Raw genomic sequence first — 14567 nt, forward strand, 5'->3', positions numbered from 1 at the left:
GGAGATCAGGCTCTCAGGGCAACATCGCCGTAAACACCACCATGGTGAGAAGCGGGCGGATCAGCGCCCAGGCCACGCCTATGAAGGTCTGCTTCTCGATCCGGTTGGGCTCGAGCACCAGCCATTGGCGGGCATCAGGTAGCTGGTGGGGTGGGGTGTTGCTGAGGTGTTGTGGGCCTCGGGGTTGTTTCCGGTTGGGCAGCTTGGCTGCTCAGGGGGAAGCCAACCGCCATGACAATTTGGGCGCCTCCTCTAGTTTGTACAGCCTGAATCCGTACGGCTGTACAGATTCCTGTACAGTGGCAAAACAGAGGGGGGAACTAGGCCTTGCGAATTAGGCGTTCAGGTAAGCGCCGCGTGCTGTTGGCCGTCATGGCGGTTGGGCTGCCAGAAGCTTTAGTAAGTGTAAACAGGATGGCGAAGGCTGAGTCGATCACCAATCGATTTAGCTGTTGGCCGCCAGCCAGGCCGCCAGCCAGGCCGCCAGGTCGGCCGCCAGGTCGGCCGGGCCCTGGAAGTCGAGCAGGCCCAGGATCTGGGCGGTGGTGGCATCGCTCAAGGGGCCGCAGCAGCGGTTGAGTTGGCAGCGGAGAGTCATCTTGGCGGCTTCGCGGGGGATGCTCGAATCGGGGCCGCCGCCTTTGGAGAGCCTGTTTGTTCGGGCTGGGGGTCCTGGTGGCTCAGGGGAAGCGAATCCTGCTTCGCTCCCGTTGCTGGGAGCTACGCCCATCAGCGGCACCGTCAGCAGCGGTTCCACCCTGCCCTCGGTAAGGACGCCTTACCGCAAGGAGGTTTTTGGCGTAGGCTGGATTGGCTCGCGTGGGCCTTGCAATGGAGGTCGCCACACTCACCGCCAAGGGGCAGATCACCGTGCCCAAGGCTGTGCGTGACGCCCTGGGTCTGCGGCAGGGTGATCTGCTCAGCTGGGAGCTGGAGGATGGCTCGGTGCGGGTGCGGGCCGTGGCACCGCTGGATGTGGCCTATCTGCAGGGGCTGGAGGACACGCTGAGCGAGTGGAGCAGCCCGGCCGATGAGCAGGCCTTTGCAGAGCTGTGAGTGCTTTTGACAGCTTTGCTGTGGTTCGGGTGCCGTTTCCGTTCACCGATCGCCTGGCCCAGAAGCGGCGGCCTGCTCTGGTGCTCTCCCAGCCAGCCTTTCAGCAGGCCTGCGGTCACCTGCTGCTGGCGATGATCACCTCTGCGCGCCAATCCTCCTGGCCCCTGGATTGGCCGATTGAGGATCTACAGGCTGCGGGCCTGCCCCAACCCTGTGTGGTGCGTCTGAAGTTGTTCACCCTGGATGAGCGACTGGTGCTCGGCCCCTTGGGTGCCCTGGCAGATGGTGATCGCGCCGCTGTGATTGCCCAGCTGGCCAAGTTGTTCGGCAATCCAGGGCCAGAAGTTGGTTGATTGCCTAGGACAGCCATGGCCAGCGGATTAGCCGCCGCCTCCAGCCGATCCAAATGCCAAACGATCGCCAGGGAGCGGCTGGGCCAAGGCTCAGAGCGTTGGTTGCGGCTGAAGCCCGTACGGGGCTTGGCGGGTCTGGGGCCTCGCTGGCGGCTTAGGGGGAAGTCCTCAATTCTGTACGGTCTGTACAGAATCTTGAACGTTGGCGAATTGGGAGCAGCTAATCAGGAGCAGCGAATCAGGCGTTCTCCGTCAGCCAGTGCCGACGCCGATTACGCGGCCCTTGCCCATCGGCGCGGGGCAAGCAGGCTGGAGACGCGTCTGTCAGCCGATCAGTTGCAGAGGTAAGTCCAGGGCTTGGGCACACTGGCCCAAACTACGGTCGGCACTGGCCAGGGTGAGTTTGTGGCGCTTGGCCAGGGCGAGATGCAGGGCGTCGCCGGAGCGAAGCGGCAGATCTTGGCTCTGCTGGAGCCACTGGCGGGCCTGCAGAAAGTCGCTGCCACGCGGCTCCAGCAAGCGCAGCCGCTCCTGGCGGAAACACTCAAACTCGCTCTCGATCCATCGGGCCCGTTCAGCCTTGAGCTGGCCACGACGCACACATGTCGCCACCACACCAGCAAACTCCAGCAAGACCCAGTGGCTGATCCAAAGTTCCGTGCCATCGCGGCTGAGCAGCCACGTCTCGGAGGCGTCAAAGCCGCTGTCGCCCAGGAAGAGCGACAACAACACGCAGCTATCCAGATAAACGGGGCCAGCCTGCTCACCTGCAGTGACAGTCATGGCTCGTCGCGCAATTCACGCACCAACTCCACGGCACTGGCTTCCATGGCTGGGGCTTCCGCGTGCAACCGCCGCAGCCGCTGCACCCAGGCACTGGCGCCAGGCTCACGGGCAGATCCGTGATCGCGCACCAATCGAGCCACCACCTGCCCCCGCCGCGTGATCACCACCTCGTCGCCAGCCTCGACGGCGTCGAGCAATGCCGACAACTTGGCCTTGGCCTACGCCAAACCAACCGTTTTCATGACCAGAATCGACAGCAAAATGACCAGATGACCTTCTGGTCACCAAGAATCTAGGCCGAACCAGGGAGCAGGGAGCTCTTCAGGGCGGACAGCTGAGGCCACTCGCCGTATCCCATCCGCCAGCGCCACCTTCAGGCGGTAGCTCCCTGGGGCGCCGGCGCCGGCTGGAACATGAACATCGAATAGATCACGTTGCGGCGCATCTGGGTCATCATCTCGAGGAACATGTCGTAGCCCTCGTTTTTGTATTCGATCAGCGGATCCTTCTGGCCGTAGCCGCGCAGGCCCACCGATTCCCGCAGGGCGTCCATTGCCTGCAGGTGCTCACGCCAGAGGGTGTCGATCTGCTGGAGGATGAAGTAGCGCTCCGCTTCGCGCATCAGCCCCGGCCGCTGCTGCTCAACCTGGCCCTCCTTGATGTCGTAGGCATTGCGCAGCTGCTCCTGCAGGAAGGCCTTGAGCTCTTCCACCCCTAGGCCCTGCAGCTGCTCAGGGGTGAGATCCTCCAACAGGTAGATGAACTCCTTGGTTTTTTCCACCAGCCGGCTGAGATCCCACTCCTCCGGTGGCAATTCTGGATTCACATAGGCCTCCACGATGTCTTCCACCGTGCGCTCGCCATAGCCGATCACCTGGGCCTTGAGCTCCCGACCCTCCAGCACTCGCCGCCGTTCGGTGTAAACGGCCTTGCGCTGGTTGTTCATCACCTCGTCGTATTCAAACACCTGCTTACGGATGTCGTAGTAATAGGTTTCCACCTTCTTCTGGGCCCCTTCCAGCGAGCGGGTGAGCATGCCCGATTCGATCGGCATGTCCTCCTCCACTCGGAAGGCATTCATCAGCCCGGCGACGCGATCACCGCCAAAGATGCGCAGCAGGTTGTCTTCCAGTGAGAGGAAGAAGCGGGTGGAGCCCGGGTCGCCCTGGCGGCCGGCGCGGCCGCGCAGCTGGTTGTCCACCCGGCGGGATTCGTGGCGCTCGGTGCCGATCACATGCAGGCCGCCCGCTTCCCGCACCTGCTGCTCGTCCTGCTTGACCACGCTGTCGTATTCGCCCTTGACCTCGGCGATCAGTTCCCGCAAGGCCTGGATCTGGCCATCTTCGCTGGGGGCCTTCTCGGCCGCTTGGGCGATGCGGTCTTCCAGTTCCAGCACCGTGAGCTGGCGATCGCCCCAGGCCGCCACCAGCTCCTTGCTGAGCTCGGCGAGGGCCTGCTCAGTTGCCTGCGAGAGGCTGCAGGGGTAGAGGCTGCCCAGGCTGCGGGCCTCGCGGGCGGCCTTCGCCAAGGGGATCGGCCGATGTTCGTTCTCAGGTCGCACCAGCTTGGGCAGCAGCACCTCCCTGAGCTTGAGACGGGCCATGTAGTCGCTGTTGCCACCCAGGATGATGTCGGTGCCGCGACCGGCCATGTTGGTGGCGATGGTCACGGCGCCGGCGCGGCCAGCCTGGGCAACGATTTCGGCTTCCCGCTCCACGTTTTCGGGCTTGGCATTGAGCAGGTTGTGGGGGATCTCCTGCTCCGCCAGCAGGGCGCTGAGCAGCTCGGATTTCTCCACGCTGGTGGTGCCCACCAGCACCGGCCGGCCGCCCTTGTGAACCTCGGCGGTTTCCAGCGCCACGGCGCGCCACTTGGCCGTTTCGGTTTTGTACACCTGATCGGTCCAGTCCGAGCGGGAGCGGCTGCGGTTGGTGGGCACGATTGTGACTTCGAGTTTATAGGTTTTCTCGAATTCCACCTCTTCTGTTTTGGCGGTGCCGGTCATGCCGGCCAGGCGCGGGTAGAGCAGGAAGAAGTTTTGGTAGGTGATTGAGGCGAGGGTTTGGGTTTCGGGCTGGATCTCCAGCTCTTCTTTGGCCTCGATCGCCTGGTGCAAGCCATCACTCCAGCGGCGACCCGGCATCACCCGGCCAGTGAACTCATCGACGATCACCGCATCGCCATTGCGCACGATGTAGTTGACGTCCTTGGCGAACATCTCCTTGGCCTTGAGCGCATTGCCGATGAAGTGGGCCCATGGATCTTCCGGGTTGAACAGATCGCTCACCCCCAGCTGCTGCTCGGCCTTGGCATAGCCCTCGTCGGTGAGGGTCACGTTGCGCTGCTTCTCATCGACTTCGTAGTCGCCCTCGGGATCGATGCCGTCTTTACCCATTTCGGCGGCGCGCTCGAGCAGGGCGGCCACCTCGGCGGCGCGTCGATATTTCTCCTGGGGGCGCTCGATCTGGCCGGAGATGATCAGGGGGGTGCGGGCCTCATCGATCAGAATCGAGTCCACCTCGTCGATCACGCAGAAGTTGGGCGAGCGCTGCACCACCTCGGCGATGTCGCTGGCCATGTTGTCGCGCAGGTAGTCGAAGCCCAGCTCGCTGTTGGTGGCATAGGTGATGTCGCAGGCGTAGTTGGCCCTGCGGGTAGCGGGCGTCATGTCCTGCTGGATCAGGCCCACCGAGAGGCCCAGGAAGCGGTGCACCTGGCCCATCCATTCGGCGTCGCGCCGGGCCAGGTAGTCGTTCACGGTCACCACGTGTACGCCCCGGCCGGTGAGGGCGTTGAGGTAGGCCGGCAGGGTGGCCACCAGTGTTTTGCCCTCGCCGGTTTTCATCTCGGCGATCTGGCCGTTGTGCAGCACCATGCCGCCGATCAGCTGCACATCGAAGTGGCGCATGCCCAGCACCCGCTTGCCCGCCTCGCGTACTACGGCAAAGGCCTGGGGCAGCAGCTCATCGAGCAGGGCCCGCTCCTTGGCCGCCTGGCCGGCCACCTGCTCCAGCTTCTGACGGAATTCAGCGGTGAGGCCGCGCAGTTCGTCGTCGGAGAGCGGGGCGATCTCCTCCTCGAGCAGGTTGATGTCGGAAACGATCGGCTGGTAGCGCTTCAGCTTGCGGGCATTGGGATCACCCAGCAGGAGCTTGAGCATTGATGCGAGCCGAATTGAGCTCCGGCCAGCTTACTGAGCCGATCTGGCGCGGCAGGCCTGCAGGGCCGAATCCAGACTCACCATGGTGAGGTGGCCCAGCTCCACGCCTGGGCTGTGGATCAGCAGTCGCTCGTCTTCCAGCCGCCGGGCCACCTCTTGCCACAGCAGTGAAGTTTTGCCGCTGCGGCGCATGCCTATCACGGCCAGCTATCCACCAGCTTCTGGCGCAGCAGATCGCGCAGGGGTGCGGGCAGCTTGTCGTGGATGGCGAAAAGGTGGTGGTCTTCATTTTGAGTGAAATAGGGGTCTGGGTAGAATCGGGATTGATTTCTACCCGGCTCCTTGTGGGGCGTGAGTGGCGATGGGCATGAACATCAAGGATCCGCAGGTGCATGCCATGGCGAAGGAGCTGGCCGCTCGCCGCTCCACCACCGTCACCGATGCCGTGCGCCAAGCCCTGCGGTCGGAGTTGGCCCGCTCCTCCAGTCCTGAGGCCCCCCGTGCCGTTGAGGCTAAAAAAGCAGCGGTTCGGGCCATCTGTGCGCGCTTCAGTGCTCGGCCTGAGTGGCAAGGCCGCACTAGTAAGGAACTTCAGGACGCCCTTTACGACGATCAGGGCTTGCCGAAATGAGGAAGCTGGTGATGGAACTCGTGATCGACCCCTCGGCTCTGATGGCCCTGCTGCTGCAGGAGGCAGAGGCAGAGTCGCTGCTTGAAGTGGCGGCTGAGGCTTCGGTCGTGCATCTCAGCGCGGCGTCGCGCGTCGAGCTCGGTTTGGTTTCCGAGAGTTCGCGCCATGGAATTGAGGATAGTGAGGTCGAACAGTTGCTCTTCTCCCTAGGCGTCCAAGTCGTGCCGTTTGATCAACACCATCTCCACTGGGCCCTCCACGGCTGGCGCCACTACGGCAAGGGTCGCCATCGGGCGGCCCTCAACCTGGGCGATTGCTTCAGTTATGGCCTGGCCATGGCCCTCGACCTGCCGTTGCTGTTCAAGGGCGACGATTTTGCCCGCACTGAAGTGAAGGTCGCACTCAGCTGGTAATCCCGGGGTTGTCGCCCAGGAACTCCAGAATTTCGCGGTCTTTGAGGTTTTGGGCGGCTCCGGTGCAGGCTTCCAGCACGGGTCGCCCGGCCGCCAGCTCCCGCAGGCAGGCCTGGGTACGGGTCAGCTCGGTTTCCAGCAAGTCGATGCGCTCCATCAGGTTGCGGATCACATTCGCTTCCGTGTCCGGCAGGGCTGAGTGGGCTAGGGGGTCGATGCGCACGCCGCTCTGGTGGATCACCCGGCCGGGGATGCCCACCACCGTGCTGTCGGCCGCCACGTCGCGCAGCAGCACCGAGCCGGCGCCGATGCGGGTGTTGGTGCCCACGGTGATCGCCCCTAGCACCTTGGCGCCGGCCCCCACCACCACGTTCTCCTCCAGGCTGGGGTGGCGCTTGCCGTGGGCCTTGCCGGTGCCGCCCAGGGTGACGCCCTGATACAGGAGGCAGCGGTTGCCAATCACCGCCGTTTCACCCACCACCACGCCCATGCCGTGGTCGATGAACACGCCATGGCCGATCCGGGCCCCCGGGTGGATCTCGATGCCGGTCACCAGGCGCCCCAGCTGGCTGAGCAGCCGCGCCAGTAGGGGCAGCAGGGGCAGTTGGCTGCCCCACAGCCAATGGCTGAAGCGATGCAGCGTCAGGGCGTGCAGGCCCGGGTAGCAGAGCAGGATTTCCAGCGTGCCGCGGGCCGCCGGATCGCGCTGTTTGATGATCGCCAGGTCGGCCTGCAGTGCCTTGAGCATGGCGCCATCCTGCCGGAGCCGGTGGGGGTTTGACCGTGGGGTACCCCTTCGGGCATGATCAACGGGTCGACCCGTTCGACGGTCGCGGATGTAGCTCAGTGGTAGAGCATCTCCTTGCCAAGGAGAGGGTCGAGAGTTCGAATCTCTTCATCCGCTTGATTCAGGCCAGTTGATTTAGGCCAGTTGATTCAGGTCAGGGCGCCTCACCCAGCCAGCAGCCCGATTTCCTTGCGCAGGGCATCGATGGTGGCGCTGCCCAGGTAGCTCTGGGCGCAGTGAACAATGGGCATCCGAATCAGCTGGGCCCGGTTTTGGCGCAGGCTCTGCTCCACCAGCGGCAGGCTGGGGCGGTCGCAGAGCACGTGGCTGGCGGCCCGTAGCAGGGCTAGCAGGCGACTGCCCGTGTCGGGGTTGGCGGTCATCACCAGCAGGTCATTGCCGCGCATGCTGTGCAGGATCACCTCGGCGGCGCGCAGGATGCCCGGGCTGATGCTCACCAGGCCCACGCAGCTGCCCTGGCGCAGCTCCTTGAGCAGGTCGAGCTCCTGGCGGAAATCGTTGAGATCCACCGCCACCGCCCGCACCCCATGGAGCTTGGCGATCGCCTCCACCGGCTGGAGGAAGTAGCGGCTGGTCACCACCGTGCCGTTGTTGGATTCGGTCAACACGGCGGCCAGCTCCTCCATCGGCACCACCTCCACGGGCACCTCCAGGTTGGGAGTGAGCTCCTCGGCGATCAGGTGGGAGGCGCCCAGGTCTTCCTGGGGGGTGCTGACCAGCACCCGGGCGCCGCAGCGCAGCCGCCAGTCAATCTCGCGGGTGAGTAGATCGCGGGTCTGCTGCAGGGTGCAGCCTCCATTGAGCAGCTCGTCGACGCTCTGGCGCACCTGGCGGTCGATATCCGGCAGGGCCCGGCCGCGGGGCCCGACCAGGGGCTTGATCTCCCGGGGTTTCTGCTGGTCGCGCACGTAGATGCCCGAGCCTGCCATCGCTTCCACCACGCCGTCGTTTTCCAGCTGGCGGTAGACCTTGCTGATCGTGTTGCGGTGCAGGCCTGTCTGCATGGCCAGCTGCCGCGTGCTCGGCAATCGATGCCCCGGTGGGTAGTGGCGGGCCGCAATGGCGAAGCAGATCTGGTTGTAGAGCTGCGTTGATGCCGGAATATCGCTTTCCTGCTGGATGTGGAATCGCACGCCGGGGTTCAGCCAATTGGGCTACTGGCCACCTTACGGAGCCCCAGTCCAGGGGACAATGCCTCCAGCCGGTTGTGCCTGGGGTGCGGTGGCAGTCGCGGTGTGTGGCGCGACGCTCCAGGAAGTTGTACAGCTGTACAAACTCCCTAACACTCCATGTTCCCAATCCACGGCAGCTCTCCAAGGCGAGGGAGCTGTTTGCCCAAACGCTCTAGGCGGGCAACGTCAGCCCGCAGCCTTCGGGGCGGCGGTCTTGCGGGGGCTGAGGAACATGATCATGTTGCGACCTTCCCGTTTGGGGGGCTGCTGCACCTCAGCGTTGTTTTCCAGATCTTTGGCCATCCGCATCAGCAACACCTCGGCCAGGGCGGTGTGCTGGATTTCGCGGCCGCGGAAAATAACGGTGCATTTGACCTTGTCGCCGTCCTTGAGAAAGCGCTGCGCCTGACCGATTCGCACCTGGTAGTCGTGGGAGTCGATCTTGTAGCGCATCTTCACCTCTTTGACTTCGGTTTGGTGTGACTTCTTCTTGGCTTCCTTGGCCTTCTTCTCCTGCTCAAACTTATATTTTCCGTAATCCATGATCCGGCAGACCGGCGGATCTGCCTTCTCGCTCACCAACACCAGATCCAGCTCCCGGTCTTTTGCCACCTCCAGGGCCGCTTCGCGGCTGATCACCCCCAGTTGACTGCCATCGGCATCCACCACCCTCAGGTTGGGGTAGCTGATGCGATCGTTGATATTGGGCAGCTCCCGCACGGGAGCACGGCGGTCAAAACGGGGACGTGGAGGCATTCAGGGGGTGTGAAGGATCGCGAAATCGCTAACGCTTCACCCTAGACCGCGCTCGACCTCCTGCAGGGCTTGCTCGAGCAAGGCCGCCTCACCCTCCCCCTCCAGCCAGCAGGGCCGGTGGCGGCGGCGGAACCAGGTGCGCTGTCTTTTGGCGAATTGGCGGGTGCGCTGCTGGGTGAGGGCCCCGGCCTCCGCTTCGGTGAGAGTGCCCGCCAGGAGCTGGCGGGCTTCGGCGTAGCCGATTGTGTCGAGCAGGGGCAGCTCCGGCCCGTAGCGCCCGATCAGGGCTTCGGTTTCAGCCACCAATCCCTGCCTGTATAGGGCCCTGGTGCGCTCGGCGATGCGCGCCTCCAGGTTGGCTGGGTTCAGGCCCAGCTCGAGCAGCCGCCAGGGCGGCGGCGTGGCCCCCTGCTGCTCGGAGAGGGGCCTGCCCGTGGCATAGAGCACCTCCAGGGCCCGCTGGGTGCGCACCGCATCGGCGGCGGCGATGCGACCGGCGGCCACCGGGTCGCCCTGGCGCAGCAGCTGGTGGCAGAGGGGCTGGCCGAGGGCTGCCAGCTGGGCGCGCAGCTGGGGTTGGGGCGGCACGGCGGGGGGATTCATCCCCTGGGTGATTGCCTGCAGGTAGAGGCCGCTGCCCCCCGCCAAGAGCGCCAGGGGCTTGCGGGCCAGTTCGGCGTTGAGCTGGGCCTCGGCGATGGCACGGAATTCCTGCAGGTTGAGCGGTTGGTCTGGATCGCGCAGATCCAGCAGCTCGTGGCGGGCCTGGGCCCGCTGGGCGGCGGTGGGCTTGGCGGTGCCCACATCCATCTGGCGGTAGAGCTGGCGCGAATCCACGTTCAGCACCGCCAGATCAAGGGCCCTTGCCAGGGCGATCGCCAGGTCGGTCTTGCCGCTGGCCGTGGGGCCGAGCAACACAATCACCAGCGGCTGGTTGGGGGCCATGGCCATACCTTGGCAGGGGGTGTCCAGCCGGGTTGGCGGTGGTAAATTGGGCCCCGTAAAGGGCTTTTGAGCCCGTTTGCGTCTTACTTGCCCCGGGATTTCTCCGTCCTGTGCCGAATCCCTGGGGAGACCTTCCTGCATGAGCGACACCAGCAAAGTTCAGGCCGCCTATGGGGCCGAGCAGATCCAGGTTCTCGAGGGACTGGAGCCGGTGCGCAAGCGGCCGGGCATGTACATCGGCTCCACCGGCCCCAGGGGCCTGCATCACCTGGTGTACGAGGTGGTCGACAACGCCGTCGATGAGGCCCTGGCGGGCCACTGCGACCAGATCCTGGTGGTGCTCAACGACGACGGCTCCTGCGCCGTCACCGACAACGGCCGCGGCATCCCCACCGACATCCATCCCCGCACCGGCAAGAGCGCCCTGGAGACGGTGCTCACCGTGTTGCACGCCGGCGGCAAGTTCGGCTCCGGCGGTTACAAGGTGTCCGGTGGCCTGCACGGGGTGGGCGTGTCGGTGGTCAACGCCCTCTCCGAGTGGGTGGAGGTCACGGTCCACCGGCAAGACCAGGTGCACACCCAGCGCTTCGAGCGTGGCGAACCGATCGACATCCTCAAATCGGCCCCTGGTGAGGAGGGCCGCACCGGTACTTCCCTGTGCTTCAAGCCGGATATCCAGATTTTCTCCACCGGCATCGAATTCGACTATCAGACCCTCTCTTCTCGCCTGCGGGAGCTGGCCTACCTCAACGGCGGAGTGCGGATAGTCTTCCGCGACGACCGCGCCGCCGCCCGCAATGCCGCTGGCGAGCCCCACGAGGATATTTATATTTACGAAGGCGGCATCAAGGAATATGTCGCCTATATGAACGCTGGGAAGGATCCGCTCCATCCCGAAATCATCTACGTCAACCGCGAGAAGGAAGGCGTGCAGGTGGAAGCCGCCCTGCAGTGGTGTGTGGATGCCTACTCCGACAGCATCCTGGGGTTTGCCAACAACATCCGCACCGTCGATGGGGGCACCCACATCGAGGGCCTCAAAACGGTGCTCACCCGCACCCTCAACACCTTCGCCAAAAAGCGCGGCAAGCGCAAAGACGCCGACAGCAACCTGGCCGGGGAAAATATCCGCGAGGGGCTGACCGCCGTGCTTTCGGTGAAGGTGCCTGATCCGGAATTCGAGGGGCAGACTAAAACCAAACTCGGCAATACCGAGGTGCGCGGCATCGTTGACACCCTGGTGGGGGAAGCCCTGGGCGAATATCTGGAATTCAACCCAGGGGTGATCGACCTGATCCTTGAAAAGGCGATTCAGGCCTTCAATGCTGCCGAGGCGGCCCGCCGGGCCCGGGAGCTGGTGCGCCGCAAGAGCGTGCTCGAGAGCTCCACCCTGCCGGGCAAGCTCGCCGATTGCAGCTCCCGCGATCCGGCTGAATCGGAGATCTACATCGTTGAGGGCGACTCCGCTGGCGGCTCTGCCAAGCAGGGCCGGGACCGGCGCTTCCAGGCGATCCTGCCCCTGCGCGGCAAAATTCTCAACATTGAGAAAACCGATGACGCCAAGATCTATAAGAACACCGAGATCCAGGCCCTGATAACCGGGCTTGGCCTGGGCATCAAGGGCGAAGACTTTGACGAGAAGAATCTTCGCTACCACCGGATCGTGATCATGACCGACGCCGATGTGGATGGCGCCCACATCCGCACCTTGATCCTCACCTTCTTCTTCCGTTACCAGAGGGCCCTGGTGGAGGGTGGCTATATCTACATCGCCTGCCCGCCGCTTTATAAGGTAGAGCGGGGCAAGAACCACACCTATTGCTACAACGAAACCGATCTTAAAAAGACAATCGAATCCTTTGGGGAGAAGGCCAACTACACGATCCAGCGCTTCAAGGGCCTGGGCGAAATGATGCCCAAGCAGCTCTGGGAAACCACAATGGATCCCTCCACCCGCATGATGAAGCGCGTCGAAATTGAGGATGCCCTAGAGGCCGATCGCATCTTCACGATCCTGATGGGCGACAAGGTGGCCCCGCGGCGGGAATTCATCGAGGCCCATAGCGCCACCCTCGATTTAGCCCAGCTGGATATTTGAAATTTTGGCAATTCTCCCGTCGCTGGCCAGCCTGCGCGCCCTGATGCTGCTAGGCTTTGCCCTGCTAGGCCCTGCCTGTTTGCCTGCCGGTGGTGCCGAACTGCGGGTGCCCGAGCTGCGGCGACGTCAGCGCGCCAGCGAGCCCCTCACCGCTGCAGCAACAGTTGCCCTGCGCTGCTCACCGAGGCGCCAGGCGCCCGTGATCGCCATCGCCGCCTCCGGCGAGGCCCTGCGCCCGCTGCGGCGCTGGTGCGAGGCCGGGGGGCAAAGCTGGCTCCAGGTGGAGTTGGCGCCGGGCCTGGCGGGGGCTTTGGCCCTCGGCGGTTCACGCCGGGGCTGGTTGATTGAGGCCGAATCCTGAAGGGGGCTCAGGCAGCCGCCAGGGCCGCTTCGATGGCGGCCTTCAGTTCAGCCGAATCGGGCTCCACGTTGCTCTTGAAGCGAGCCAGCACGGCGCCGTCCTTGCCGATCAGAAACTTCTCGAAGTTCCAGGCCACCGCCCCGGCCGGTTCGGCCTGGCTGAGGCTGGTGTAGGGCTCTTCGGCCATGGTCACCTTGTCAAAAAGGGTGAAATTGGCGCCATAGGTGGTGGAGCAGAACTGCTCGATCTCGCTCAGGCTGCCCGGCTCCTGGGCGCCGAAGTCGTTGCAGGGGAAACCGAGCACGGCAAAACCCTGGGGTCCATAGCTCTCCTCCAGCTTCTGCAGGCCGGCGTATTGGCGGGTGAAGCCGCAGCGGCTGGCCACATTTACGATCAGCAGCACCTTGCCGGCCCAGTCCCCCAGGCTGCGCTCGCCGCCCTTGGCGTCGCGCACGGTCACCATGCTCACTGAGATCGCCATCGGTGCTGGGGTATCGAAGTAATTTGACCTTAGCGAGCCTCCGGCGGGCAGGACCCATAAACTCAGCACTGCGGCGTCTCGGGGCCATGGGCGAGGCCAACGGGATACAGGTGGCTGAGGTGGTCGCCCAGCAGCTGGAATCCCTGCTGGAGGCTGGCAATTACGACGGTGCCAAGTTGCTGCTCGGCCCCGTGCAGGAGGTGGATGCGGCCGAGGCGATCGGCAGCCTGCCGCGCACCCTGCAGGCCCTGGCCTTTCGGCTGCTGCCCAAGGATGAGGCCATTGAGGTCTACGAATACCTCGATGCGGCGGTGCAGCAGACCCTGCTGGAGCGGCTGCGCTCCGGCGAGGTACTGGAGCTGGTGGAGGAGATGTCCCCCGATGACCGGGTGCGGCTTTTTGATGAATTGCCGGCCAAGGTGGTGCGGCGTCTGCTGGCCGAACTGAGCCCGGCGGAGCGGCGGGTCACGGCCCAACTTCTTGGCTATGAGGCGGAGACGGCGGGCCGGCTGATGACCACCGAATTCGTCGACCTCAAGGAGTTCCACAGCGCTGCCCAGGCCCTGGCGATCGTGCGCCGCCGCGCCCGCGACACCGAAACCATCTATTCCCTCTACGTCACCGACGGCTCCCGCCACCTCACCGGCATCCTCTCGCTGCGGGATCTGGTGACGGCCGATCCGGAGGCCCGCATTGGCGATGTGATGACCCGCGAGGTGGTGAGCGTGGACACCGACACCAACCAGGAGGAGGTGGCCCGCGCCATCCAGCGCTACGACTTCCTGGCCGTGCCGGTGGTCGATCGGGAGCAGCGGCTGGTGGGGATCGTCACCGTGGACGACGTGATCGACGTGATCGAGCAGGAGGCCACCCGCGACCTCTACGCCGCCGGCGCCGTGCAGGCCGGCGACGAAGACGACTACTTCCAGAGCAACCTGTTCACCGTGGCCCGCCGCCGGGTGGTGTGGCTGCTGGTGCTGCTGGTCGCCAACAGCGGCACCTCGGCCGTGATCGCCTCCCAGGAGTTGGTGCTCAAGCAGGTGGTGGTGCTGGCGGCCTTCATCCCCCTGTTGATCGGCACCGGTGGCAACGTCGGTGCCCAGAGCTCCACCGTGGTGATCCGCGGCCTGAGCACCCAGCGGCTCCAGGCGATGGGGGCCTGGCGGGCGATCTGGCGAGAAGCGGTGGCCGGGGCGCTGCTGGGCCTGCTGATGGTGCTGGCGGTGGTGCCCTGGGCCGCCTATGTGGCGGGCAGCTGGGGCGTGGCCACGGCCGCCGGCCTCAGCCTGGTGGTGATCACCACCTTGGCAGCCACTGCCGGAGCCGCCCTGCCCCTGCTGTTTGATCGCCTGGGCCTGGACCCGGCCCTGATGTCGGCCCCGTTCATCGCCACCATCACGGATGTGGCCGGGGTGTTCATCTACCTGCAGCTGGCCTCTTGGCTGCTGCTGCGGGTGGCGTCTCCAGGCTGATCAACAGCGCGATCTCCAGGACAGACCGAGTTTTCTGAGAGACGTTCACACTTCGTTAGGTTAGGCTTCACACAT

At 64.7% G+C, this 14567-nt stretch carries 17 protein-coding genes and 1 tRNA gene; 8 read left to right on the forward strand and 10 right to left on the reverse strand.

What is annotated here, in order from left to right; translation table 11 throughout:
• Positions 1-445: 445 nt before the first annotated feature.
• Positions 446-598, reverse strand: coding sequence for a hypothetical protein (locus tag KBZ07_RS07475; RefSeq protein WP_254931023.1), 153 nt, complete (start codon positions 596-598; stop codon positions 446-448).
• 233 nt (positions 599-831) lie between these two features.
• Here KBZ07_RS07475 and KBZ07_RS07480 point away from each other — a divergent pair, with 233 nt between their 5' ends.
• Positions 832-1056, forward strand: a complete 225-nt coding sequence (locus tag KBZ07_RS07480; RefSeq protein WP_254931024.1) for an AbrB/MazE/SpoVT family DNA-binding domain-containing protein — start codon at positions 832-834, stop codon at positions 1054-1056.
• Positions 1053-1409: a type II toxin-antitoxin system PemK/MazF family toxin gene (locus KBZ07_RS07485; protein WP_254931025.1), complete on the forward strand. Its 357-nt coding sequence runs from the start codon at positions 1053-1055 to the stop codon at positions 1407-1409. The genes KBZ07_RS07480 and KBZ07_RS07485 overlap by 4 nt, the downstream gene beginning before the upstream one ends.
• Before the next feature lie 324 nt (positions 1410-1733).
• On the opposite strand, the gene KBZ07_RS07490 is transcribed toward KBZ07_RS07485, so the two are convergent.
• The 4 genes from KBZ07_RS07490 to KBZ07_RS07505 form a co-directional block, all read right to left on the reverse strand.
• The gene (locus KBZ07_RS07490; protein WP_254931026.1) at positions 1734-2192 is read right to left on the reverse strand and encodes a type II toxin-antitoxin system VapC family toxin; all 459 of its coding nucleotides are present in this window, start codon (positions 2190-2192) and stop codon (positions 1734-1736) included.
• Complete coding sequence (locus KBZ07_RS07495; RefSeq protein ID WP_254931027.1) at positions 2189-2401, reverse strand: type II toxin-antitoxin system Phd/YefM family antitoxin; 213 nt, start codon at positions 2399-2401, stop codon at positions 2189-2191. Before KBZ07_RS07495 ends, KBZ07_RS07490 begins: the two co-directional genes overlap by 4 nt.
• Before the next feature lie 167 nt (positions 2402-2568).
• The gene (gene secA / locus KBZ07_RS07500) at positions 2569-5355 is read right to left on the reverse strand and encodes a preprotein translocase subunit SecA (protein ID WP_254931028.1); all 2787 of its coding nucleotides are present in this window, start codon (positions 5353-5355) and stop codon (positions 2569-2571) included.
• A gap of 30 nt (positions 5356-5385) precedes the next feature.
• Positions 5386-5556, reverse strand: coding sequence for a hypothetical protein (locus tag KBZ07_RS07505; protein WP_254931029.1), 171 nt, complete (start codon positions 5554-5556; stop codon positions 5386-5388).
• Positions 5557-5752: 196 nt separating this feature from the next.
• On the opposite strand from KBZ07_RS07505, the gene KBZ07_RS07510 reads away from it, so the two are divergent.
• Complete coding sequence (locus KBZ07_RS07510) at positions 5753-5986, forward strand: type II toxin-antitoxin system VapB family antitoxin (RefSeq protein ID WP_396123966.1); 234 nt, start codon at positions 5753-5755, stop codon at positions 5984-5986.
• Positions 5983-6399 carry a type II toxin-antitoxin system VapC family toxin gene (locus tag KBZ07_RS07515; RefSeq protein ID WP_254931030.1) on the forward strand — a complete coding sequence of 139 codons (417 nt, stop codon included), beginning with the start codon at positions 5983-5985 and terminating at the stop codon, positions 6397-6399. Before KBZ07_RS07510 ends, KBZ07_RS07515 begins: the two co-directional genes overlap by 4 nt.
• Here KBZ07_RS07515 and cysE read toward each other — a convergent pair.
• Entirely contained in the window at positions 6389-7246 is an 858-nt protein-coding gene (gene cysE, locus KBZ07_RS07520; RefSeq protein WP_261355651.1) for a serine O-acetyltransferase, read from the reverse strand. The two genes, KBZ07_RS07515 and cysE, sit on opposite strands and share 11 nt — an antisense overlap.
• Between cysE and KBZ07_RS07525 the strand changes: the two genes are divergently transcribed.
• A tRNA-Gly gene (locus KBZ07_RS07525) sits at positions 7232-7303 on the forward strand. The two genes, cysE and KBZ07_RS07525, sit on opposite strands and share 15 nt — an antisense overlap.
• Positions 7304-7350: 47 nt before the next feature.
• Here KBZ07_RS07525 and KBZ07_RS07530 read toward each other — a convergent pair.
• From KBZ07_RS07530 to miaA, 3 genes are all read right to left on the reverse strand, one after another.
• Positions 7351-8340, reverse strand: coding sequence for a GntR family transcriptional regulator (locus KBZ07_RS07530; protein ID WP_254931031.1), 990 nt, complete (start codon positions 8338-8340; stop codon positions 7351-7353).
• 225 nt (positions 8341-8565) lie between these two features.
• Complete coding sequence (gene infC / locus KBZ07_RS07535) at positions 8566-9135, reverse strand: translation initiation factor IF-3 (protein ID WP_254931032.1); 570 nt, start codon at positions 9133-9135, stop codon at positions 8566-8568.
• Between the two features lie 36 nt (positions 9136-9171).
• Positions 9172-10080: a tRNA (adenosine(37)-N6)-dimethylallyltransferase MiaA gene (gene miaA / locus KBZ07_RS07540; protein WP_254931033.1), complete on the reverse strand. Its 909-nt coding sequence runs from the start codon at positions 10078-10080 to the stop codon at positions 9172-9174.
• A gap of 139 nt (positions 10081-10219) precedes the next feature.
• On the opposite strand from miaA, the gene gyrB reads away from it, so the two are divergent.
• Together gyrB and KBZ07_RS07550 are read left to right on the forward strand one after the other, a co-directional pair.
• The gene (gene gyrB / locus KBZ07_RS07545) at positions 10220-12178 is read left to right on the forward strand and encodes a DNA topoisomerase (ATP-hydrolyzing) subunit B (RefSeq protein ID WP_254931034.1); all 1959 of its coding nucleotides are present in this window, start codon (positions 10220-10222) and stop codon (positions 12176-12178) included.
• Between the two features lie 4 nt (positions 12179-12182).
• Entirely contained in the window at positions 12183-12539 is a 357-nt protein-coding gene (locus KBZ07_RS07550; RefSeq protein WP_254931035.1) for an SH3 domain-containing protein, read from the forward strand.
• A gap of 7 nt (positions 12540-12546) precedes the next feature.
• Here KBZ07_RS07550 and KBZ07_RS07555 read toward each other — a convergent pair whose 3' ends face one another.
• A complete protein-coding gene (locus KBZ07_RS07555; RefSeq protein WP_254931036.1) occupies positions 12547-13020 on the reverse strand; it encodes a glutathione peroxidase in 474 nt (157 codons plus the stop codon).
• 86 nt (positions 13021-13106) lie between these two features.
• Here KBZ07_RS07555 and mgtE point away from each other — a divergent pair, with 86 nt between their 5' ends.
• A complete protein-coding gene (gene mgtE, locus KBZ07_RS07560) occupies positions 13107-14492 on the forward strand; it encodes a magnesium transporter (protein WP_254931037.1) in 1386 nt (461 codons plus the stop codon).
• Positions 14493-14567: the final 75 nt, after the last annotated feature.

The sequence above is a fragment of the Cyanobium sp. BA20m-14 genome, assembly GCF_024346295.1.